The 20967-nt window shown below is 71.5% G+C and carries 19 protein-coding genes, 2 pseudogenes and 1 riboswitch; of the genes and pseudogenes, 8 read left to right on the top strand and 13 right to left on the bottom strand.

The annotated features are described in order from the left end of the window. Window positions 1-517: 517 nt before the first annotated feature. The 5 genes and pseudogenes from IE178_RS36235 to IE178_RS25670 all read right to left on the bottom strand — a co-directional run bounded on the left by IE178_RS36235 (window position 518) and on the right by IE178_RS25670 (window position 5488). Window positions 518-703: a tyrosine-type recombinase/integrase gene (locus IE178_RS36235; RefSeq protein WP_318280242.1), complete on the bottom strand. Its 186-nt coding sequence runs from the start codon at window positions 701-703 to the stop codon at window positions 518-520. Window positions 704-1302: 599 nt separating this feature from the next. Next, window positions 1303-1368: pseudogene (locus IE178_RS36230) on the bottom strand (hypothetical protein); the annotation flags it as partial. Between the two features lie 980 nt (window positions 1369-2348). Then, window positions 2349-2591 carry a DUF5302 domain-containing protein gene (locus IE178_RS25680; RefSeq protein WP_193513936.1) on the bottom strand — a complete coding sequence of 81 codons (243 nt, stop codon included), beginning with the start codon at window positions 2589-2591 and terminating at the stop codon, window positions 2349-2351. A 215-nt stretch (window positions 2592-2806) separates the two neighbouring features. After that, a complete protein-coding gene (locus IE178_RS25675; RefSeq protein ID WP_193513935.1) occupies window positions 2807-4705 on the bottom strand; it encodes a CASTOR/POLLUX-related putative ion channel in 1899 nt (632 codons plus the stop codon). A 309-nt stretch (window positions 4706-5014) separates the two neighbouring features. After that, window positions 5015-5488, bottom strand: a complete 474-nt coding sequence (locus tag IE178_RS25670; protein ID WP_193513934.1) for an ABA4-like family protein — start codon at window positions 5486-5488, stop codon at window positions 5015-5017. A gap of 94 nt (window positions 5489-5582) precedes the next feature. Here IE178_RS25670 and IE178_RS25665 point away from each other — a divergent pair, with 94 nt between their 5' ends. Both IE178_RS25665 and IE178_RS25660 read left to right on the top strand, forming a co-directional pair. Continuing rightward, the gene (locus IE178_RS25665; RefSeq protein WP_318280241.1) at window positions 5583-6221 is read left to right on the top strand and encodes a MerR family transcriptional regulator; all 639 of its coding nucleotides are present in this window, start codon (window positions 5583-5585) and stop codon (window positions 6219-6221) included. Window positions 6222-6340: 119 nt separating this feature from the next. Continuing rightward, a complete protein-coding gene (locus tag IE178_RS25660) occupies window positions 6341-6457 on the top strand; it encodes an ATP-dependent DNA ligase (RefSeq protein ID WP_193513932.1) in 117 nt (38 codons plus the stop codon). Between the two features lie 109 nt (window positions 6458-6566). Here the strand turns inward: IE178_RS25660 and IE178_RS25655 are convergent, their stop codons facing one another. The 4 genes and pseudogenes from IE178_RS25655 to IE178_RS36225 form a co-directional block, all read right to left on the bottom strand. Continuing rightward, a complete protein-coding gene (locus tag IE178_RS25655) occupies window positions 6567-6983 on the bottom strand; it encodes a (2Fe-2S) ferredoxin domain-containing protein (protein ID WP_318280240.1) in 417 nt (138 codons plus the stop codon). A gap of 64 nt (window positions 6984-7047) precedes the next feature. Next, a riboswitch (cobalamin riboswitch) is annotated at window positions 7048-7197 on the bottom strand. A 120-nt stretch (window positions 7198-7317) separates the two neighbouring features. Then, the gene (locus IE178_RS25650) at window positions 7318-8304 is read right to left on the bottom strand and encodes a ferric reductase-like transmembrane domain-containing protein (protein WP_193513931.1); all 987 of its coding nucleotides are present in this window, start codon (window positions 8302-8304) and stop codon (window positions 7318-7320) included. A gap of 897 nt (window positions 8305-9201) precedes the next feature. After that, window positions 9202-10161, bottom strand: coding sequence for an oxygenase MpaB family protein (locus IE178_RS25645; RefSeq protein WP_193513930.1), 960 nt, complete (start codon window positions 10159-10161; stop codon window positions 9202-9204). A 153-nt stretch (window positions 10162-10314) separates the two neighbouring features. Continuing rightward, window positions 10315-10416 (bottom strand): annotated as a pseudogene (locus IE178_RS36225) (TetR/AcrR family transcriptional regulator); the annotation flags it as partial. A 290-nt stretch (window positions 10417-10706) separates the two neighbouring features. On the opposite strand from IE178_RS36225, the gene IE178_RS25640 reads away from it, so the two are divergent. From IE178_RS25640 to IE178_RS25620, 5 genes are all read left to right on the top strand, one after another. After that, complete coding sequence (locus tag IE178_RS25640; RefSeq protein WP_193513929.1) at window positions 10707-11936, top strand: acyl-CoA dehydrogenase family protein; 1230 nt, start codon at window positions 10707-10709, stop codon at window positions 11934-11936. A gap of 199 nt (window positions 11937-12135) precedes the next feature. Further along, window positions 12136-12594, top strand: coding sequence for an RrF2 family transcriptional regulator (locus tag IE178_RS25635; protein WP_184762502.1), 459 nt, complete (start codon window positions 12136-12138; stop codon window positions 12592-12594). Window positions 12595-12887: 293 nt separating this feature from the next. Next, window positions 12888-13994, top strand: a complete 1107-nt coding sequence (locus IE178_RS25630) for an aliphatic sulfonate ABC transporter substrate-binding protein (protein ID WP_193513928.1) — start codon at window positions 12888-12890, stop codon at window positions 13992-13994. A 17-nt stretch (window positions 13995-14011) separates the two neighbouring features. Beyond that, entirely contained in the window at window positions 14012-14833 is an 822-nt protein-coding gene (locus tag IE178_RS25625; protein WP_193513927.1) for an ABC transporter ATP-binding protein, read from the top strand. Then, window positions 14820-15740, top strand: a complete 921-nt coding sequence (locus IE178_RS25620; RefSeq protein WP_193513926.1) for an ABC transporter permease — start codon at window positions 14820-14822, stop codon at window positions 15738-15740. The genes IE178_RS25625 and IE178_RS25620 overlap by 14 nt, the downstream gene beginning before the upstream one ends. Before the next feature lie 61 nt (window positions 15741-15801). Here the strand turns inward: IE178_RS25620 and aztD are convergent, their stop codons facing one another. The 4 genes from aztD to aztB are packed head-to-tail and all read right to left on the bottom strand — an operon-like array spanning window position 15802 to window position 20111. After that, window positions 15802-17004: a zinc metallochaperone AztD gene (aztD, locus tag IE178_RS25615; RefSeq protein WP_193513925.1), complete on the bottom strand. Its 1203-nt coding sequence runs from the start codon at window positions 17002-17004 to the stop codon at window positions 15802-15804. 27 nt (window positions 17005-17031) lie between these two features. Then, complete coding sequence (gene aztC, locus IE178_RS25610; protein ID WP_193513924.1) at window positions 17032-17991, bottom strand: zinc ABC transporter substrate-binding protein AztC; 960 nt, start codon at window positions 17989-17991, stop codon at window positions 17032-17034. Beyond that, a complete protein-coding gene (locus IE178_RS25605; RefSeq protein ID WP_193513949.1) occupies window positions 17988-19220 on the bottom strand; it encodes a hypothetical protein in 1233 nt (410 codons plus the stop codon). The genes aztC and IE178_RS25605 overlap by 4 nt, the downstream gene beginning before the upstream one ends. A 33-nt stretch (window positions 19221-19253) precedes the next feature. Continuing rightward, window positions 19254-20111 carry a zinc ABC transporter permease AztB gene (gene aztB / locus IE178_RS25600; RefSeq protein WP_184762496.1) on the bottom strand — a complete coding sequence of 286 codons (858 nt, stop codon included), beginning with the start codon at window positions 20109-20111 and terminating at the stop codon, window positions 19254-19256. Between the two features lie 15 nt (window positions 20112-20126). On the opposite strand from aztB, the gene aztA reads away from it, so the two are divergent. Next, a complete protein-coding gene (gene aztA / locus IE178_RS25595) occupies window positions 20127-20870 on the top strand; it encodes a zinc ABC transporter ATP-binding protein AztA (RefSeq protein ID WP_193513923.1) in 744 nt (247 codons plus the stop codon). Window positions 20871-20967: the final 97 nt, after the last annotated feature.

Genomic DNA, 20967 nt, shown 5'->3' with positions numbered 1-20967 from the left:
CCCGGTGAGCTTCACCCCACCGGCCTGAGCCCGGGCCACCAGCTCGGCGACCAGACCGTCATCCACGGCGCCCGCCCCACTCACAACGGCCTCCCCGACCTCGATGTCACTCGCCACGTCAGTCATCAACTGTCGCTTCCAGCTCGGGAGTCACACCGCTCACCGTACAGACCCTTTCTGCGCCGTTCTCGGCGTTCGCTGCCCAGCGTGCCCCGGCGGGCAGGATCGTTGATCCACTGCCCGCCCAGGACGCGGGCGGCGCGGCCACCACTGACCGCCCAGATCGAAGTCAGGTACCTGTAGCCGAACCGTCCTGCGGCCCCGTACGCGTCCGTCAGCGCGGGACCCGCCGCAGTCCCCGCGGCAGTCCATGCTGGTGAGCCTGGCCCAGCATCGTCCGCAGGTGCTACGCGTCCCTGTGTCGACGTGTGCGGGAGCGGTACCCGGGACGTTTCCCCTAAGAATGATGCCGGTGCGGCCGAACCAGCGGGCAGCGCCGACGGGTTTCGCCACGGCGTCAAGCCGCGTCCCAGAGTCCTGCGTCCAGGACCCGGGCCGCCTTGGTGATGCTCCCTGGCATCAGGTGCCGGTAGGTGCGGTATGTCTCCTCGATCGACTTGTGCCCCATCCACTCGGCCACGTCGGTGATCGGGATGCCGCTGCCCAGCGCGTTGGAGGCGAAGTAGTGCCGGAAGCCGTACATCCCATCCCGTCCACTGAGGGCAGTTCATTGAAGAGCGTGCGGACGCGTCGGCGTTCCATCGGCTCCGTGTAGTACCCGCTCGGTCCCCGCAGCAGATACCCCTCCTTCGTCGTGCCGTGCTTCGCCTCATGGCGTTCGATCGCCTCCCGTACCGAGCGGGGTAGCGGAACCTCGCGGAACTCCCCCGCCTTGCGGTGCTTCAGCTTCGCCGGCCGGTGCGTGTTGGAGTGGATCTGCTCGTGCACCCGGTACACGTCGTCCGCCACCATGTTGTGGATATTCACGGCCCGGGCTTCGCCGTTTCGTAGTCCGCACCCGGCCATCATCACGATCTCCAGAGCAAGGTCGTCACCCGCGACAGCCAGAGCCTGCTTCAGATAGGCCGTCCGGAATGACCACCCTCTGGCGCACGTACTCCGGCTCTTGCACTCCCTTGATCGGGTCACCCGCCATCGCGCCCTTGTCGTAGGCGTCCGCAGAATCGCCTTGAGGGTGCGCAGGATGTTGACCTGATTGCCCCGGCCGACACCGTCGGCCTCCAACTCGTCCAAGAAACGCTCCACCAAGATGGGAGTTACGGATATCAGCTTCCGTGAGCCCAGGCGCGGAATGATATGGACGTTGATGGAGCTGTTGACGTGCTCGCCCGTGGAGTATGCGGTCATCCGGCGCTGGCGGGGCAGCCACTGCTTCGCGTAGTCCGCGACCGTCTTCTGCCCCAGCTCCCGGCGCGCTTCCACGACAGACGGCGCCGTTCTTCTCCGCATAGATCTGCGTGAGGCGATCGATCGCGTCATCCTGCGTGCCGAACCCGCCCTCCTCGACCTGCTTCCCCAGACCGTTACGGAAACGGATCGTGTACGGGTGCGGGCACCGCGTCGGCCTGGCACAGCCGCAGTCTTTGAAGAACGACCCCATACCGCGGGCGAGTTGACGAGCCACGTGACGCACCTTCCGAGCAGGAGCCGGGCATCCGCGCCCAGGCCCCCGCCGCGGCGATCAGCAAGCCAGGACGCCCTCGCACCCGATGCTGACCATTTGCTGACCTGAGCGGTCCTACCATGCCTCTGACCTGCGCAAACGCCCAGATGCTAGATCTTGGACTTGAACATTGTTCGGAACATGGACCAACTCCCGATGTGTCTGCTCCCTGCCTGCTTCTGCGGGTCAAGGGCGTTGTCCGGAGAGTACATCGATCGGCGTGTCCGGTCAGCTGTCGCCGGGGGTGAAGGATGCGCTGTCGAGGGCCTCGCGCCGCCGTGTCCGCGCCCGCGTCGTTCCCCGCGCAGCGGCGCCCACGTACTTGCCGGCCTGAATTCCGCAACAGCCGACCGTCCTGCCTCAAGTCGGACCGCTCGTGCTTGTGCAGTGGGGGAATGATCAGTGACGCGGACGGCTCCGGTGGTGACGCCGGCGGGGAACGGCCGGACGCGACGGCGTGGCACCGGGCCGTCAGTCACGACCCGGCCACCGTGCAACGCCGGCGGCCGGACGTCTGGCCGGAAATCCCAGTGCGGCGGCGCCACCGAGCCGCGCCGGCCGCAGTTGGGCCCTCCCGCGGGCGAGACCGCCGGCTACGCCACCGGGCGCGAGTGAACAGCTCGCGAGGTGCCGGTAGAGCGGCCGGACCGCGGGACTGATCGACTCAGCCGCCGCTCTTGCGCCTGAACGACCGCTGGCCCGCAGCCGGGCCGTGCGCGGCACGCACCTTCGACCCATCGGAGTTGGCGGCGACATTGGCCGCGTCCGTCTGCGCACCGCGCTTGCGCGCCAGGGCTTCACGGAACTTGCGCTTGAGGTCGTAGTTGCCGTCGCTGTCCGGCGCCAGAGGGGGCGTCTCGGGGGCAGCCGGCTCCGAACCTTCCGTAGATGCGGGCTCTGCGGTCATGGTGACCTCCTGGGTTCGGGGGTGGGCCAGCACAGCTTGTCATGCCGGAGCAGTGCGGGGCGCCGGCAACCCCCGCGATTCAGCCGGAGATCGTGTTCCCCACGAGGTGAGAGGGATGTCCGGGACCCCAGACGTACCCGCCCGCTTCTTGCGGCGTGCCACCTTGACCGGTGTTCCGGTGCCGGAGGGCGGTCCCGCCCCGGCGAAGCCGTCCGTCAGTCCCTGCCGATGACGACCACTTCGTCCTCGGCCGTCCAGCGGCGCCGCTCGTCCTTGGGCGGATTGACCCGCACGCCGTAGCCGGGGCTCGTCGAGGAGTCGTCGTGGCCGCGGTAGCCGATGGCGCACTCACCTCGATGACGTGCCGCGGCCACCACCGTGGCGAAGGACGTCTCACGCCCGGGCAGTACATAGTCGGTCGCCGGCCGCAGGCGGACACCGGTGCCGTCTGCGGAGAACAGTTCCTCGAACACGGCTGCCAGGTGCGGGTTCTGGGAGATCTGCGCCATGAGCAGGCCGATGAGCGTGCCACTGATGATCACGTCGGCTCCGGGGCCGATGGGGGCCAGCGCCCGGTTGCGGTCGTCGATCAGTTCGGTGACAACCGGCAGTGCGCGCCCGGTGGCTTCCTCGAGTTGGCGCAGCAGCAGGAGGGTGACGAGCGTGCGGTTGTCGGGGTCGTCCGGAGGCTGTCCGGGGACGGGGTCCCGGCCGAGCACGATCACACTGTCGTAGGAGTAGACGTCCAGACGTCGCAGGGTTTCGGGTCGGGTGACGTCCCCGTGGTGCAGTGTCAGGCACAGACCGGTACCGCTGGTCGCGTCGGCCTCGTTCACCTGCCGGACCGTCGCTTCACCCTGGTCCGCCACCACGTCGACGGCTGATCCGGGCCGGGCGCGGCGTCGCAGCTGGTCGACTATGAGTGGTGCTCGACGATTCCAGCCCAGCAGGAGAACCCGCTCCGCTCGCGCGGGCGTCGAAGGGCCGGATGCCATCGCCGTCTCCTCGACCAGGTCCACGCAGTCGCCCAGCCAGGCCGTGTCGTCGTCGCGGGAGATGACGACGAGCAGGTCGTCCGCAGCGATGGGTGTCTCCGGCGGCGGGTTGAGCAGGGGGGTGTCTCCTCGCATGATGCCGACGACGCTCGACGTCGGGTAGGACAGCAGCGCGTCGCCGAACGGGCGGCCGGTCAGGGCCGGCTCGGTGATCAGGTAGAACTCGTCGCCGGCGAAGTCGAGGAGTTCCTGGTGAACGAGGGAGAGCCCGGGGCGGCGGGCGGCCTGGACGATCAGCCGGGCGGTGACGGTGTCACTCTCCAGGACGATGCCGCCCGGTCCGGCGGCGAGACAGGCGGCCAGGCGGTACCGGTCGTCCCGGACGGCGGCGACGACGGGCGGACGGGTTCTCTCTCCGGCCAGGACCGCCCTGAGCGCCAGCAGTGTCTTGACCACCTCCGCATCGGCGTGGGGCTCGTCGTGAGGGAGGATCAGCACGACACCGGCCGTGGCCGGGCTGGTCAGGGGGAGCACGGCCGGGTCGGTGGTGGGACCGCTGCGGCAGATCAGCCGCGTACGGCCGGCGGGGCCCACCTTCGTGCTCAGTGCCTCCTCCATGAGGGTCTTGTCCCGGTCGGCCAGCACCGCCACCGCGCCGCGCCGCTGGTTGGCGTTGGCGGCCACCAGCTCGCTCACCACCGTGAAGACCTGCTCCGACCACCCCAGGACCACGGCGTGCCCGTGTTCGAGCACGGTGGAACGGCCCCGCCGCAACGCGGTGAGCCGCTCCGTGAGCGCCGTCGTGATCAGGCCGACGAGCGTCGAGACGTACAGCAGGGTGACCAGTGCGAGCAGCATCGACGTCATCACCCGCAGCGGCGTACCGGTCGCACCGCCCAGCCGCAGTGTCTCCCCGGTGAGGTGCCATACCTTCGCCAGCCGGTCCGTCAGGGACGCCGGCACGTCAGGGTCGGTCCACACCAGCACCGCGCTGGCCGGGACGACGACGGCCAGGCACAGCAGCGCCATCCAGCCGACGAGAGCGGCGGCACCGCGGGCCAGCGTGCTGTCGAACCAGTAGCGGGCTCTGTCACCGAACGGAGTGCGCCGCTGCGCCACCCTTCCCCCCTCCATCGCCTCGCCCTCTCGCAAGGCCGCGTCGGCGCCGCGTACGCGATGCGCCGCGCAGGCCCGCCGGAGAGCACGGATGTGGATACGCATGTCGCAGTGTGCGGGCTCGATCGCCGCGTCGGACGGAGTTCGCGCAGCGTTCATCCCTTCGGGTTTCCCGAGCCCGTCACGTCGGCAGCCCCGCTGTGACGTCAGGGTTTGCCGCCGCTCAGCTCCTTCGAGTCAACGCGGGCGCAAACGTTCATGGAGCGCTGGCTTGGCCCGCCTCCGACGCGGTGAGGCCCGCGAGGAGCCGGATCAGCCGGCTTTCGCTGCCTCGTGCACGGCACTCGCAGCCGCGCGGTTGTCGCGTTCCAGACGTCGTGACCTCGCCCGCAGCCCCAGGAACACCAGCAGTCCACAGGGTGACAGCAGGACGGTGAGGATCAGCAGCGGCCCCATCAGCCAGGCGGAGATGCCCAGCCGCCGCGCCTCCCGGTACATCCACTGCCCGATCAGGAGGTCCCAGGCGATGACCTGAGCCCAGATGGCTCCCGCGCCGTCCGGGAGTGCCGTCAGTTCGCGGAAGGCGACGAGATTCGGATCGCTGACCGTGGTCCAGAGTTCGGGGAACACCGGCACCGCGAGCGCGAAGTAGACGAGCAGGACGGGCAGCACGGTCAGTGGTGACCCGGCGATCCGGGCGGTCGGGCCCCACGCCGGGGCGAGGATCATGAGCAGCCAGACGGGTGTGGCCAGCCAGAAGGCGAGGTCGAAGAGGACTGCGGTCATGACACGAGCTCCTTGGGGACGTCGGCGACGGCGGTGTCGGCCGCCTCGGCACGGGATCGGGTGGGAGCCCGCAGGCACCCGTACGTCCCGAGATTTGAGCCGCAAGACCGGCGTGTCGGTGCCGACGATCAAGTACTACGTCCGTGAGGGCCTGCTGCCTCCCGGCGAGCTGAGCAGCCCGAACCAGGCGGCGTACGACGAGACGCACGAGCGCCGGCTGCGGCTGATCCGCGCCCTTCTCGACGTGGGCGGCCTGAAGGTGGCCGCGATCGCGGACGTGCTGGCGGCCGTGGACGACCCCGACCGGCCGCTGCACCACGTGCTGGGCGTCGCGTCGGATCACCTCGGCACCGGGCACGCCGCGTACGACGACGCCGAGTCGGCGGCCGCGGACGCCGTCGTCGCCGACCTCATCTCCCGGCGCGACTGGCGGGTGCACGCGTCGGACCCCGCCGCGGCCGAGCTGTCCAAGGCACTCGCCGCCATGGCCCGGCTGGGGCACGCGGCGTTCGTCGGAGTGCTCGACGACTACGCCGACGCCGCCGAGCAGGTCGCCGAGGCCGACCTCGGGTACGTCGCCCGGCAGGTGGCGGTCGCGGACGCCGTGGAGAGCGTGGTGATCGGGACCGTCCTGGGCGAGGCGGTGTTCAGCGCGATGCGCAGGCTCGCCCACGCGGACGCGTCAGCCGCGCTGTACGGCACCGATGGGCCACCGGGAGGCAAGGCGAACTGATGTGACCACGGGCGGGAAGGAGCCCGCCGGACCGCCCGCGGGCAGGGCGGCCGAATGCGCCGGACGACGCTGCGCGTAAGCGGGAGAAGCCGGACGCCACGCTGGTGGAACCCGAACTGATGAGGGAAGTCGACGTCGCGCGGGACGCGTCCGGCCGGCGGCGGCATCCCGCGCGCCGGGACCGCACCCGCCCCGCCCTCTCCCCCACCGACGTCCGCCGCCTGCCGCCGCGCTGACGCGGCACGGGCGCGGCGGTCCCGGCCGGCGCGCAACCGGCCGAGCGACGCTCCGGTCCCCGACCACGGCCGCGGCGCGTCCGGCCGACGCGGCGGCGGCGGCGGCGGTTCAGGATGCCGCGCGACGCTTCGCCGGTGCGAAGGCGTACAGGTCCAGGATCTCCGGCCGGGGCGCGACGCCGGGGCCTCCGGCGCGCACCCAGGCGGCGATGTCCTCGGTCGCGTCCGGGTCGTTGACCAATCCCAGCCACACCGGCCGCCCCCCGGCGGCACGGCCCTCGGCGGAGGGCTGTACGACGATGACGTTGGCCTGGTCGCAGACGTCGAGGCAGTCGGAGACGCGCACCGGCGCCACCTCGCGCAGGCGCTCGGTCTGGGCCGTGTGGTCGACGCCGGTCACCTTGGGGCTGCCGCAGCAGCAGTCCCGGCACACGACGATCCGGCACGGTACCGAACCGCTCACCGTTTCGTCGGTCGGGTCGTCGGTCGGGTCGTCGGTCGTCGCTCCGTCAGGCGCGGCGGGCATGGCGCACCGGTCCTCTCTCCGGGGAGATCCGCCCCGGTGGTTCGCGTCGAGGAGGCGACCGCGTGAGTCTCCTGGCTCTCGGGTCGATGCTCGTCCCGGCCTTCCCGCCCGCTGGGGGCCGTGGCCGTGTCGGGATCCGCTCGCCGAACACAGTGGCGGGACCGCGCCGGATTCACACCGGCTTCCTCGTTCCGCCGTCGCCTTTGTCGCCGGCCATCCTCCCATCGCCGGTGCGCCGGCACCACGGTGCCCCTTGTGCTCACCCGACAGCGAGCCGGCGGGGAAGTTCAGGAGCCGTTCCCCGCCGGAGCCGTTCCCCGCAGGGACCTGACCGTCATTCCGTCTCCTGTTCGTGCGGGGCCGTAGCGGGCGGTTCGGCCGGACGGTCCCGCCCCCCGTCCCGGCCGGACGCCACCACGAGGAGGAGTCCCACGACGACGGCGCCGGCGGCGATCCGGCCCGCGGCGCGCAGCGTCCAGCCCAACTTGGTCACACCGTCGCGGGCCCCGGGCGCGCCCAGTCGCTCGGCCCGCCGGGCGGGTCGCAGCAGCCGCAGCGACAGCAGGACCGCCACTGGCAGTTGCAGCAGCCACAGCACGGTACGCGGCCACTCGCCGTACCAGACGTTGGTGCCGTAGAGCAGTGTGTGCCACACGCTCAGCACGTACACGACGATCACGAAGCGGTGCAGCCTGCGCCAGGCGTTCGCGCCGATGCGGTGCCGCACATAGAACAACAGCCCCAGGGGAATCGCCAGGTACAGGGCGCCCTGACCGATCGGGATGGCGATCCGGCCGGTCCCGGAGTCGTACCAGCCCGGCACGAACGTATCCGCGAAGCCCACCCAGAGTCGCTCTGCCCAGGCCACCTTCGTTTCATAACGGACGAGTTCCGCGGCGAACATCAGCGCGTGCGCGAACATCAGCGCCGTCGTGGTCAGGCTCGTGGTGCGGTGCCAGCGCTCCAGCACCTGCCGTGAGACCGGCAGCCGGGCGGGACGCGGTCCCGACAGCAACAGCCCGAGCATGACCGTGCCCCAGGCCCACAGCAGTGCCGACCAGCCGAACGCCTGGCTGAGCAGATACATCCAGTAGGTGCCGGGGTCGTTCATGAACGGCATGACCGCGACCGTGTCCGAGTCCCCCGACTCCATGCGCGCGTACAACAACGCGAAGACGGCCGCGGTGACCAGCACCGCCGCTGTGGCGTCGGGCACGGCGGACCTCAGATCCCCTCGCAGGGCGACGCGATCCGCGGGAGTCCGTTCCCGTCCGGGCACGGGGGTCCTTCCGCTCTTATCCGGCCTCGCGTCTGGCTGCATCAAGGGCCTCCCGGGAGCCGAACACCGCAGGGACGGTGCGCGTGTGTCGTGGGGCAACCAGTCTGACCAGGGGGACAGCGAGGGTCCGAGAGACAATCCGGCCAAGCGGTGACGACACCTGTCGGCCCGTCAGCCACGATGGGGCTGGACGTGGCGCGCTTCCGCGCCCGCGTGTTCGTCCGGGTCCCCGGAAGCGGAAGGGCTCCCGCCGGCACCTTGCCCGCGGGAGCCCTTCGCTGTGCCGCCTGCCGTGAAGGGTGAGAAGATAGTGGGGAGTGTTGATCAGGCGATGGTCCTAGGACCGATGTCGCCGGACCTTCCTCGACGGCGAGGGCGCACTGCGGCACGTTGTTGGCATGCTTGAGCAGGGTGCCGCCTCGCCCGACGTTCGACTACCACGACACCTGCCTCTTCGAAGGCACCATCCACCTGCTGCACGAAGCCGGACGGCTGGATGACGCTGCCCTGGCGCTCCTCGACGAGCGCGGCGCCGAGTTCGTCGAAGAGCACCAGTCCTGGTTCAGCTCGAACCGGATCTGGCTGCTGGGCGAGGCCGGCCGGCACGAGGAGGCCCTCGCCTACGCCGAGACGCTGCCGCCGGACACGTACGGCCTGACGGTCGGCAAGGCGTGGATCCTGGCGGATGACGCCCGCGTGCGAGGTCCAGGTCTCAGGTCAGGACGGTGGGGAGTTCGTGTACGGGCACGGCGTGGACAGCGGCCGGGACGAGGACCGGACGCCCGAGCGGGGTCTTTGTCCGGGGACCGGCGTCGGGATCCGTGTCGGGTTCCCGACGCGAAGGTGCTGGGCGAGGGCCCTGCTGCCGCTCGCGCAGTGCACCGTGCGACGTTCCGGCTCCCGACGGGCGAACCGGCGGCCGGCTGCTTGCGGTCCGGGTCATCCGCGGGCCGCGCGACGGGCCGCGCGGGCCCTGGGCAGGTACCGCAGGCGCTCGGGCAGCAGCGGGACCACCGTGCGCACGACGGTCCCGAAGCGGCGCAGTCTGCGCTCGTCGCGTGCCGTCCAGGGCAGGCCGAGGTGGTCACGGACGGCGGGCGGAAGGAGGCCGGTCGTGACGAAGACGTGCAGCCGCGCCAGGGGCGGGCGGAGCACCGGCCAGAGTCGGCGGAGGAAGGGGCCCGCACCGGGCGGCGGCGGGATCGGCCGTCGGGGGTCGAGCAGTTCCGAGACGACGGCCGTCTTCTCCAGTTCCTCACGCACCATCGTGTCGAAGTACGGCCAGAACTCCTGTGGCGTCCGCGGCATGTCGCGCCGGTTGATGCCGAGGATGCTCCCGAGACGGAGGAGTTCGTCGTAGAGGCGGCGGTCGTCCGTCTCGTCGAGCGGGTGGAACAGGTACTGCGCGGCACTGAGGAAGACGGGGTAGGCGGTGGCGTGCACCCAGGCGTAGTGGGCGGGGGTCAGTGCGTGGTAGGCGCGGCCGCGGGTGTCGGTACCGCTGATGGTCCTGTGCAGCCGGCGGAGCCTGCGGCCCTCCTCGAGGGCCTGTTCGCCGCCGTAGACCCACAGTTGCAGGGAGTCCAGCGAGCGCTCGGCCCGGCCCCAGGGGTCGGTGCGGAACACGGAGTGGTCGTCGACGCCCGCGCCGACCGCCGGGTGGGCGACCTGGAGCACCAGGGCGGCCGGCAGGGAGAGCAGCAGCCGGACGTCACCGGCGATGTCCCAGAGGATGGAGCCCGGCGCGAAGGGGACGGGCTCGACGCGGGTGTCCGGACCGGGTGCGGAACCGGTGTCCGGACCGGGTGCGGAACCGGTGTCCGGACCGGGTGCGGAACCGGTGTCCGGACCGGGTGCGGAACCGGTGTCCGGACCGGTGTGGGTGTGTCCGCCGTCCATGTCACCACGCTCCCGGGGGCCGCCCGGCGGCGGGGTCGGCGCCCGGCCGGCGGGTGGCCCCGCAGGTGGTGGCCGGGAAGACGGCGATCTTCAGTGGCGGCGGTACGAGGGCCGCCGGAAGGCACACCCGTCGCGCCAAGCGCCGCAGGGCGGCAGGCCGCCGCAGAGCGGGTGGGCACGGGTGCGGCGCAGGGCGACCACGAACCCCTCGACGCCCCTGTCCCGCACGGTCGGCAACGGAGCGACGGCGTCGTCCGGCTTCCGTCCCGGGCCGTGCGAGGGCACGGGCGAGCAGGCAGTCGTTCACAGAGGTCTTCATGGTGTCTCTCACGGTACCGGCCCGCCTCCGCGAGCAAAATCGACCCGTATTGCACACCTATGTCACCTGAGCACGCGAACACCTTCCCTACATTTCCTATCGATTTACTGGGAAAGTGTTGACCGGCCGTTCGATGGGTGCGCAGGATGATGCACAAGAGATGAACGGACGTGAACTCGGCCCTGCTCACCCTGAGTTCGACCTCGATCGTGAGGAGGACCCCGCCATGGGCGTTGCCGCCACGCCGTCCCGTCCCGCCTCGGGGTCCGGCCGGACCGGGCCCGGGCGTGCGTACTGGCTGCGCGTGGCCCGCGAGACGGCGGACGACCTGACCACGGACGCGGTGACCCGGGACCAGGCGGGCAAGCCCCCGTTCGACGAGGTGTCCCGGCTGCGCGAAGCGGGGTTGCTGACGCTGCTCGTACCGGCCGAGTCCGGGGGCGGCGGCGCGGACTGGGCCACGGCGTACACCGTTGTCCGGGAGATCGCCGCGGCCGACGGCGCGATCGGCCAACTGCTGGGCTGTCACTACTTCCTGTCGTGGAGCGCCGGGTTCTTCGCCGGGCCCTCTCTGGCCGCCCGGGTCGAACAGCGGTCCGCGGCCGAGCAATGGTGCTGGGGTGGTGGTCTCGCCCGTCAGGAACCCCGTCTGACGCTGGCCGGAACAGGCCGGGGCCGGGTGCTCGACGGCCGGCAGAGCTACACCACCGGGGTCCTGGTGGCCGACCGTCTCATCGTGCGGGCCGTGCGGACCGATACCGGCGAACCCCTCGCCGTCGTCGTCGATCCCACCCGTCATGGCGTGGGGATCCACGACGACGCCGACCCCTTCGGCCAGCGGCTCGCGGCCGGCGGCAGCGTGGAGTTCGACTCCGTGAGGGTGGCCGCCGACGACGTACTCGGATCCCTGTCCGCGGACGAGGACGTCCTGTCGCCCCTGTCCGCTCTGGTGTCGCCGGTCGGGCGTCTCCTGTCGGTCCAGCTCCGGCTCGGCATGGCCGAGGGAGTGCTCGCCGAAGCCCGGGACTACCGCAGGACCGGCCACGCGCCCTGGCACCCGGACCGGCCGGCCGGCCCTCCCCAGGACCCGCAGGTGCTGACCGCGTTCGGAGAGCTCACCGTGCTCACCCGCTCCGCCTCCGCGCTCACCGATCAAGCGCGGGAGGCGGTGCACCACGGGCTGGCACGCGGCGAAGACCTCACCTACGACGAGTACGCGGAGATCTCGGTCCTCGTGGCCGTGGCCGAAGCCGCCGCCTCCCGGGCCGTGCAGGAGTCCACCGCCCGCGCCTTCGACATCGTCGGCGCCCGCTCCGCCTCCTCGCGGCTGGGCTTCGACCGCTTCTGGCGCAACGCCCGGACGCACACCTTGTACGAGCCGGTGGCCCACCGGCTCCGCGATGTCGGGGACTACTTCCTCAACGGTGCCCACCCGCCGTTCGTCCTGCCCGCCTGAACGCAGGACGCCCCCGGAACCGGGGCGGGGCGGCCAGGTCGGCAGGGCGTTCAACGGCTCGGTCGCAGGCGGCGGCGCCTCCCACCGCACCCCCGCCGCGGTCCGAGCCCCGGCCGCCGTGCCGGGGCCCCGGACCCGTCTCCCCACCCGGCGGCCGCCCGCGGCAGTGCCGACCGGAGCCTTGCGGAATACTGGACGCATGCGGATCTCAGCCAGGGCGGATTACGCGGTACGGGCCGCGCTGCAGCTCGCCGCGTCACGGGATGACGGGCCACTGAAGGCCGAGGCCATCGCCGACGCCCAGGACATCCCGCACAAGTTCCTCGAAAGCATCCTCAACGACATGCGCCGGGGCGGTCTCGTCCTGAGCCAGCGGGGCGGCAACGGCGGCTACCGGCTGGCCAGGCCCGCCGATTCCATCAGCATCGCCGATGTCATCCGCGTCGTGGACGGACCGCTGGTCTCGGTACGTGGGGTCCGGCCCCCGGAACTGTCCTACACCGGCCCCGCCGAGTCGCTGCTCCCCTTGTGGATCGCCCTGCGGTCCAACGTGCGCGAGATCCTCGACGGCGTGTCACTCGCCGACGTCGCCTCCGCCCGACTGCCCGCAGGAGTGTCCGCGCTGACCGAGACGCCGGACGCCTGGGTGAACCCCTGACCCTCCGGGTCAGCCGCCGCCGATCCCACTGAGCAAGACGGCGGCGTCCATCATATGAACACCCCCTTGGGGCGGGCGTCGTCTTCTGCCACGATCCCTAGCATCCAGGTAGGAAAACTAGGGATCCATGGGGGGGTGCAGGGCCATGCGCACGCTCGACCGCACCGTCCGCTCGCTGCCGCAGCTGACCTCGCGTCGCCACATCGATTTCGGCCGTACGTCCAGCGCCATCTGTCGGACCGTCTGAAACCCCCCGCGAGCCCCTGTTCGTCATCCCTTGAGAGGACACCTCCGTGTCTGCCGCAAGACCGCTCACCACCCTGCGCACCATCGCCCTCGTGGCGGCGCTCCCGCTCCTGCTGACCGCCTGCGGGTACGGATCCGAGGCCGCCGACGACGCCGAGCAGCCCGCCGCCGCGGCGGGCGCCGAGAAACTCTCCGCCGGTGAAGTGACGATCGGCTACTTCCCCAACCTCACCCACGCCACCGCTCTGGTCGGCGTCGAGGAAGGGCTGTTGCAGAAGGAGCTCGGCGGCACCACGATCAAGACCTCGACCTTCAACGCCGGCCCCTCCGAGATCGAGGCGCTGAACGCCGGGTCCATCGACATCGGCTGGATCGGCCCCTCCCCCGCCATCAACGGCTACACCAAGTCGAACGGCAAGAACCTGCGCATCATCGGCGGTTCCGCCTCCGGCGGCGTGAAGCTCGTCGTCGATCCGGAGAAGATCAAGTCCCTGAAGGACGTCAAGGGCAAGAAGATCGCCACGCCGCAGCTCGGCAACACCCAGGACGTCGCGTTCCTCAACTGGATCGCGGAGCAGGGCTGGAAGGTTGACGCCCAGAGCGGCAAGGGCGACGTCTCCGTCGTCCGCACCGACAACAAGGTCACCCCCGACGCCTACAAGTCCGGTTCCATCGACGGCGCCTGGGTGCCGGAGCCGACCGCGTCCAAGCTGGTCGCCGAGGGTGCGAAGGTGCTGCTCGACGAGTCGACGCTGTGGCCCGACGACAAGTTCGTGATCACGAACATCATCGTGTCGCAGACGTTCCTGAAGGAGCACCCGGACGTCGTCGAGGCGGTGCTGCGCGGTTCGGTGCGGACCAATCAGTGGATCAACGCCCACCCGGAGCAGGCGAAGGCGTCCGCCAACGCGGCGCTGAAGGAGTTGTCGGGCAAGGAGCTGCCCGCCGACGTCATCGACCCGGCCTGGAAGTCCATCGCCTTCCTCGACGACCCGCTGGCCTCCACCCTCGACTCCGAGGCGGACCACGCGGTCAAGGCCGGCCTGCTGGAGAAGCCCGATCTGAAGGGCATCTACGACCTCACCCTGCTCAACAAGGTCCTCGCGGCCGAGGGCGAGAACGAGGTCGACGACGCCGGTCTCGGCGCCGAGTAGTTCGACCACCGGACCCGATGAGTTCCCAGGAGGTGACGACCGTGGCCACCACTGTCACCAGGGCCGCCGAGGACGCCACGGCGGTGACGTACGCCGCCCGTGTCGAGCACGTCTCGAAGTCCTTCCCCGCACCGGGCACGCCCGGCGGACAACAGCTCGTGCTGGACGACATCACACTCGATGTCGCACCGGGGGAGTTCGTCACCCTCCTGGGAGCCTCCGGCTGCGGCAAGTCCACCCTGCTCAACCTGGTGGCGGGGCTGGACCTGCCGTCCGCCGGCTCGATCGGCACGGACGGCAGGCCCGCCCTGATGTTCCAGGAGCACGCCCTGTTCCCGTGGCTGACCGCGGGCAAGAACGTGGAACTCGCCCTGAGGCTGCGCGGTGTCGCCAAGCCGGAGCGCCGGCAGGAGGCGGAACGGCTGCTGGAACTCGTACGGCTCCAGGGCTCGTACCGCAAGCGGGTGCACGAACTGTCGGGCGGGATGCGCCAGCGCGTCGCGCTGGCCCGGGCGCTGGCCCAGGACAGCCGGCTCCTGCTGATGGACGAGCCGTTCGCCGCCCTCGACGCGATCACCCGCGACGTGCTGCACGACGAACTGACCCGCATCTGGCAGGAGACGGGGGTGTCGGTGCTGTTCGTGACGCACAACGTGCGCGAGGCGGTCCGGCTGGCCGGGCGGGTTGTGCTGCTGTCCTCCCGGCCGGGCCGGATCGCCCGGGAGTGGACGGTCGGCATTCCGCAGCCGCGCCGCATCGAGGACAGTGCGGTCGCCGAACTGTCCGCCGAGATCACCGAAGAACTGCGTGGGGAGATCCGCCGCCATGGCCGACACTGACACCGGCGCCCGCACGGACGCCTCCCCGGCGGCCGGGGTCCCACGGGACGCCCACGCCCTGGCGGGACTGGAGGCCGGGCTCGACGCCCTGGACACGGTGCGGACCCCCCGTACGCCGCTGCGCGAGACCCTCGTGCGCAAGGTCCTGCCGCCCGTCGGCGCCGTCGCGCTGGTGCTGGTCGTCTGGCAGCTGCTGGTGTGGGCCGGGGTCGCTCCCGCGTACAAACTGCCCGCGCCGTCCGCGGTGTGGGGCGAGGTGCGCGTCGCCTGGCTGGAGGGCACGCTGCTCGACTACATCTGGACCAGCGTCTCCCGCGGCCTGCTCGGCTTCTTGATGGCGCTCGCCCTAGGTACACCGCTCGGCCTGCTGGTGGCGCGGGTGAGGTTCGTCCGGGCGGCCCTCGGGCCGCTCCTGTCCGGCCTGCAGTCCCTGCCGTCCGTGGCCTGGGTGCCGCCCGCCGTGATCTGGCTGGGCCTGAACGACTCCATGATGTACGCCGTGATCCTGCTCGGCGCGGTCCCGTCGATCACGAACGGCCTGGTCGCGGGCATCGACCAGATCCCGCCGCTGTTCCTGCGGGCCGGCCGCACGCTGGGCGCCACGGGAGCGCGCGGTGCCTGGCACATCGTGATGCCCGCGGCACTGCCCGGCTACCTGGCGGGGCTGAAGCAGGGCTGGGCGTTCTCCTGGCGTTCGCTGATGGCCGCCGAGATCATCGCCTCCTCGCCCGATCTGGGTATCGGTCTCGGCCAGTTGCTGGAGAACGGGCGGAACAACTCCAGCATGTCGCAGGTGTTCCTGGCCATCTTCCTGATCCTGATCGTCGGCATCGCCATCGACCTGCTGGCCTTCAGCCCGCTGGAGCGGTGGGTGCTGCGCGGCCGGGGCCTGCTGGTCACCCGCTGAGCGAACCCCCGGGTGCACCCGGCCGCACCATGTCGGCCGGGTGCACCGGGGGTTCGGTTCGTCAGTGGCCCGCGGTGACGCCCGAGAGCTCGTTGCTGCTCTTCGGCAAGGTCACGGACTTCAGCTTCTCACCGGACTCGATGCCGACGGCGTGCAGCGCCCGCTTGCCCGGCTCGGAGACGTACGCCGTGTGGTCGCGAACGAACAGGGTGGGCCGGGGCTGCTGCCAGTCCAGCGGCTCCTGCCACTCGCCGACGACGGAGATCTTCTTCTCGATCTTGCCCGTCTCGGGGTCGATGACGTGCAGGACGCCGTTGGTGCCGAGGACGAGCGCCTCACCGTGCGGGCCGCGGCCCAGCGAGCGGAACGAGTAGCTGGTGCCCAGGTCGACCAGGCGCAGCTTCGCGGTCCGGGTGTCGATGAGGGAGATGCGCGTGGGCCGCTCCAGTTCGGCCTCGGGGTCGGTCTTGTAGTCGCCGAGGAGGACCGGGGACGCGTCGCTGCCCGCCTGGTTGCCGATGCGGCCGTAGTCGTCGGGGGCCTCGACCTTGGTGAACTCGCCGCCCTTGTAGATCAGTACGCCGTCCTCGCAGCCGACGGCGACGGCCTCGCCCTTCGCGGCGGCCTCGCCGTGGACGCCGGGGCAGTTCTCGGCGCGTTCGATCTCCTTGTTGTCCTTGTCGAGGACGAGGGCACCGGTGCGCTTCTCCTCGGTGCCCAGGGTGCTGAGGAGTTCGCCGTTGCTCAGTTCGATGGCGACACCGTGGTGGGCCTCGGCGGAGGCGTAGGTGCGTCCCTGGGGCTTCTTGCCGCCGGCCAGGTCGTCAGGGTCGAAGACGTTGACCTCACCGGTGCCGTCGGTGAACAGGACGGTCTTGCCGGCGTGGCGGACGACGTGGCCGGGCTTGGCACCCGGGTACTCGACGCCGGTGAAGGCCTGCTCGTCGGCGTTCAGTATGCGGAACCCGGCGTCGGTGGAGACGACGACGTGGGAGGCGTCGCCGGCGGGGTTCACGCGGTTGAAGCCGGGCAGTTCGATGGTCTTGGCGACCTTCAGGCTCTCGCCGTCCAGGACGTACAGGCCGCCGTCGAAGGTGGCGACCAGCGGGTCCTTCACCGGCACGGCCTTGGCCGCCGGCGACTTCTCCGGTGCCGCGGTGTCGGCCGGGGAGCCGTCCCCGCCGCCGCAGGCTGTCAGGACGGTGGCGACGGCCAGGGCGAGGGCGGTGCCGGTGAGGGCTCTGGTGCGGGTCGGCTTGTTCATGGGTGTTCCTCTTTCGTGGTCGGGGTTTCAGTCGCCGGTGAGGCCGTCGGTCATGGCCGTGGTGTTGGCGCGCATCATCTGCAGGTAGGTGGCGGCACCCTTGCCCTGCTCGGTCAGGGACTCGGAGTAGAGCTCGACGACCCGCACCTGGCCGCCCAGTTCCTTGCGCAGGACCTCGGCCAGCCGCTTGGGCTGGGAGGAGTCGGCGAAGACGGTGCGCACACCGGCCTCCCGCATGGCCTCGGTGAGCGAGCGCAGGTCGGAGGAGCTGGGCGAGGCGAGGGTCGTGCCGCTGGGGATGACCGCGCCGATCACGCGGAAGCCGAAGCGGTCGGCGAGGTAGCCGAAGACGTGGTGGTTGGTGACCAGGGCGCGCCGCTCCTCGGGGACGGTGCCGAAGGTGTCCTCCATCCACGTGGTGAGGTCGGCGAGTCGGCGGTCGTAGCGGTCGGCGTTGGCGCGGACGGTCTTCTCGTCGACGCCGTCGACGTGCTCGACGACCTGGTCGGCGATCAGGCCGGCGGCCTCGCGCACCCGGTCGGGGTCGGTCCAGAAGTGCGGGTCGGGCTGTCCGGCCCCGTCCTCGGGGCCGCCGTCGTCGTGCGCCTGGAAGGTGAGGGCGTCCACCGCCTTGCCGGCCTCGAAGGTGGCGACGCCGGACTCCCGGGCGGCGTCGACGTGGCGCAGCACGTTCTCCTCCAGGCCGAGCCCGTTGAAGACGACGAGGTCGGCCTGTTCGAGTTCGGCGGCCTGCACGGCCGACAGGCCGAAGGAGTGCGGGTCGGCGTTGGGCTTCATCAGGACGGTGATGTCGGCCTGGTCGCCGACGATCTCGCGGGTGATGTCGCCGAGGATGTTGGTCGTCACGACCACGCGGGCCTGCTCCTCGCCGCTCGCGCAGGCGGTGGCGGTGGTGAGTGAGGCGAAGGCGACGAGGGTGACGAGCAGGCGGCGCAGCCGCGGCGTGGTGCGCTTCGGTGTCGTCATCGTCCGGTCTCCACCATCAGGGCCGGCTCGATGTCCAGGTCGAAGGTGCGCGCGATGCGCAGGTTGTCGTTGTAGTCGATCTCGTACACGCGTCGGCCCTCGGGGTCGTTGAGGTAGGCGCGGCTGCGGTCGACCTCGATGACCGGGCCGGTCCCGCCCTGCGCGGTGGCGTCCTCCAGCAGCCGCTCGGTGCGGGTCAGGTGCTTGCCGGTGGCGATGTCGTAGCCGTGCAGGGATCCGTCGGTCTGCAGGACGAGCAGCGGGGAGCCCTCGCCGGCGGTGTTGGCGGCGACGACGGGCCCGGTGGGCACCCGGGTCCAGGTGCGGTCGGTGACGTCCAGGACCCATACAGCCCGGTGGCCGGCGGGCGCGGTGAGGGTGTCGCTGCCGGCGCGGTGGTGGAAGGCGGTGGCGCGTTCCTTCGCGGAAACGTCGCCGTCGTACGGGATGCGTTCGGCGGTGAACTCGCCGTCGTCCTCGCGGACGAGCAGGGCGCCGTCGGCGCAGCCGAGGACGACTCCGCGCCGGGTGACGGCGTCGCCGCTCGGGTCCTCGCAGCGGGCGCCGGGGGTGGCGACGCGCTTGCCGTCGCGGTCGTACACCGTGAGTTCGGCGGTTCCCTCGCCGTCGTCCGTGAGGGCGAGCAGGTGCTCCGCGTAGGGAACGACGGCCGCCGTGTGCGTTCCGGGCAGCGTGGTCGGGGAGCCGGTCCGGCCCTTCTCCAGTGCGGTGCGGTCGTAGAGCGCGGTCCGGCCGTCCTCGTCGGTCACCGCGGTCACGGCGGCGTCGCTGCGGACCTGTGCGCCGGAGCCGGCCGGAAGATCGCCGACGGCGCGGATCGCCGCGCGGTAGTAGTGCACGTGGTCGCCGTGGTCCACCATCCAGGAGCCGGCGTCGAGGACCCGGGTGCCGTCGGCGGTGTGGAGGAAGCCGAACCGGCCGTCCGTGGTGAGGCGTGCGGTGTCCTTCGTGCCGGACACCTTGTGCGTCGTGCCGGTGATCAGGTCCAGGACCCGGGTGTTCCCGGTGCCCGGGTCGTTGAGCAGCAGCCGGGACTGCTGCTCGGCGCTCTCCTTGGCGCCTTCGACGTACCCGTGCGGGGTGGTGGCGGAGGGGCTGCTCGACGGGGCGGACGCGTCGTCGTCCTGGGCCGAGCAGCCGGTGACGAGCAGGGCGGCGGCCAGCAGCGCGGCCGGTGTGCGGGCGGCGGTGGCCCGGCGGGCGGGTATGCGGGCAGACAAGACGATCGCCTCGGATTTCGTTCAGTCGGTGGCCGCGGCGGGGGCGCCGCCGGGGCGGGCACGGCGGCGATGGCGCAGTCCGGATGCCAGGTGGGAGAGGAAGAACAGGACCACGGCGAGGGCCGAGACGGTCGCGCCGGCGGCGGTGCCCAGGTGCCAGGACAGCAGCAGTCCGCCGAAGGTGGCGGCGACGCCCAGGACGGTCGCGAGGGCCATGACGCCCCGCACGCTGCGCGCCCAGGGCAGCGCGGCGGCCGGCGGGGCGATGAGCAGGCCCAGGACCAGCAGCGTGCCCACGATGTGGAAGGAGGCGACGATGGCCAGGGCGAGCAGACCGAGCAGGACGGCGTGGGCGAGGCGGGGGCGCAGGCCGAGGGTGCGGGCCTTGCGCGGGTCGAACGCCAGGGCGAGGAAGGCGCGGTGGCCGAGGGCCGAGACGGCGAGGGCCAGCAGCAGCGCCACGCCCAGCAGCACCAGGTCCTGTTCCCGGACGGCGAGGACGTCGCCGAAGAGGAAGCCGGTGAGGTCGACCGCGAAGGACTGCGACCGCGACACGATGATCACGCCCAGCGACAGCATGCCCACGAACAGCAGGCCGATGCCGGTGTCCTGGGACAGCCTCGGGGTCCGGCCGAGGACGGTGACGCCCGCAGTCATGACGGCCGCGCTCAGCAGCGCCCCCACCAGCAGGTTGCCGCCGAACAGCGCGGCGAGCGCGACGCCCGGCAGCAGTCCGTGGGACATGGCGTCACCGAGGAAGGCCATTCCTCTGAGCACCACCCAGGTGCCGGCCAGGGCACAGATCGCCGACACCAACATTCCGCCCCACAAGGCCCTTTGCACGAAGGTCACCTCGAAGGGGCCTGTCAACCACTCCATGGCGAGCACACTACAATGAAAACCATGTTCAAAACACCGCGCCCCTCCCCCGCCCCCACGGAAGAACGGACGCCCCGCGTCCGTTTCACCGGTCTGTCCGCCGGCTATCCGGGCCGCCCGGTTCTGCATCAACTCGACGCACACATACCGGCGTTGGCGGTCACGGCACTCGTCGGCCCGAACGGGAGCGGGAAGTCCACGCTGCTCGGAGTGCTGGCCGGCGTGATCCGCCCCACAGCGGGCGCGGTCCACCACGCCGGTGACCGGTCTCCGGCGTTCGTCCCGCAGCGCGGCGCCGTCGGGGACGCGCTCCCGCTGACGGTCCGGCAGACGGTGGAGATGGGGCGCTGGGGCGACCGCGGACCGTGGCGCCGGCCGACCCGCCGGGACCACGCCCTGGTGGACACGGCGCTCGAACGGCTGGGCATCGGCCACCTCGCCGCGCGCCAACTGGGCGAACTCTCCGGCGGACAGCGGCAGCGGGCACTCATCGCCCAGGGGCTCACCCAGGAGTCGGACCTGCTGCTCCTGGACGAGCCGACGACCGGGCTCGACCCCGAGGCGCGGGAGCAGATCGCGGCGCTGCTGACGGAGCTGGTCACCGACGGGGTGACCGTCGTCCAGGCCACCCACGACCTGGGCGCGGCACGCTCGGCGGACGCGTGCCTCCTGCTCCGCGAGGGACGACTGGCCGCCCGGGGACGCCCGGAGCGGGTGATCACCACCGAGACACTCACCCAGATCTGGCAGCCGGCCTGAGACGGACCGGACGGCCCGCCGGAAACGGGCCGGACAGCCGCCTGCAAACGGGCCGGACGCCCCGCCGGAAACGACCGGACGGCCGCCCGGGGTCCGG

The sequence above is a fragment of the Streptomyces griseoloalbus genome (assembly GCA_014650015.1).
In the GTDB taxonomy this organism is placed as follows: Bacteria; Actinomycetota; Actinomycetes; order Streptomycetales; family Streptomycetaceae; genus Streptomyces; species Streptomyces griseoloalbus.
Note: the sequence above shows the minus strand (reverse complement) of the source record. Positions and strands in the feature narration are given on the sequence as shown.

Bases quoted from the DNA above. Each gene is read 5' to 3' on its own strand.
- IE178_RS25635 (WP_184762502.1), top strand. From the start codon at position 12,136: ATGCGGATCTCAGCCAGGGCGGATTACGCGGTACGGGCCGCGCTGCAG.
- IE178_RS25640 (WP_193513929.1), top strand. From the start codon at position 10,707: ATGGGCGTTGCCGCCACGCCGTCCCGTCCCGCCTCGGGGTCCGGCCGG.
- IE178_RS36235 (WP_318280242.1), bottom strand. From the start codon at position 703: ATGTACGGCTTCCGGCACTACTTCGCCTCCAACGCGCTGGGCAGCGGC.
- aztD (WP_193513925.1), bottom strand. From the start codon at position 17,004: ATGAACAAGCCGACCCGCACCAGAGCCCTCACCGGCACCGCCCTCGCC.
- IE178_RS25655 (WP_318280240.1), bottom strand. From the start codon at position 6,983: ATGCCCGCCGCGCCTGACGGAGCGACGACCGACGACCCGACCGACGAC.
- IE178_RS25620 (WP_193513926.1), top strand. From the start codon at position 14,820: ATGGCCGACACTGACACCGGCGCCCGCACGGACGCCTCCCCGGCGGCC.
- IE178_RS25670 (WP_193513934.1), bottom strand. From the start codon at position 5,488: ATGACCGCAGTCCTCTTCGACCTCGCCTTCTGGCTGGCCACACCCGTC.
- aztC (WP_193513924.1), bottom strand. From the start codon at position 17,991: ATGACGACACCGAAGCGCACCACGCCGCGGCTGCGCCGCCTGCTCGTC.
- aztA (WP_193513923.1), top strand. From the start codon at position 20,127: ATGAAAACCATGTTCAAAACACCGCGCCCCTCCCCCGCCCCCACGGAA.
- IE178_RS25625 (WP_193513927.1), top strand. From the start codon at position 14,012: ATGAGTTCCCAGGAGGTGACGACCGTGGCCACCACTGTCACCAGGGCC.
- IE178_RS25660 (WP_193513932.1), top strand. From the start codon at position 6,341: ATGAGGGAAGTCGACGTCGCGCGGGACGCGTCCGGCCGGCGGCGGCAT.
- aztB (WP_184762496.1), bottom strand. From the start codon at position 20,111: ATGGAGTGGTTGACAGGCCCCTTCGAGGTGACCTTCGTGCAAAGGGCC.
- IE178_RS25645 (WP_193513930.1), bottom strand. From the start codon at position 10,161: ATGGACGGCGGACACACCCACACCGGTCCGGACACCGGTTCCGCACCC.
- IE178_RS25650 (WP_193513931.1), bottom strand. From the start codon at position 8,304: ATGCAGCCAGACGCGAGGCCGGATAAGAGCGGAAGGACCCCCGTGCCC.
- IE178_RS25680 (WP_193513936.1), bottom strand. From the start codon at position 2,591: ATGACCGCAGAGCCCGCATCTACGGAAGGTTCGGAGCCGGCTGCCCCC.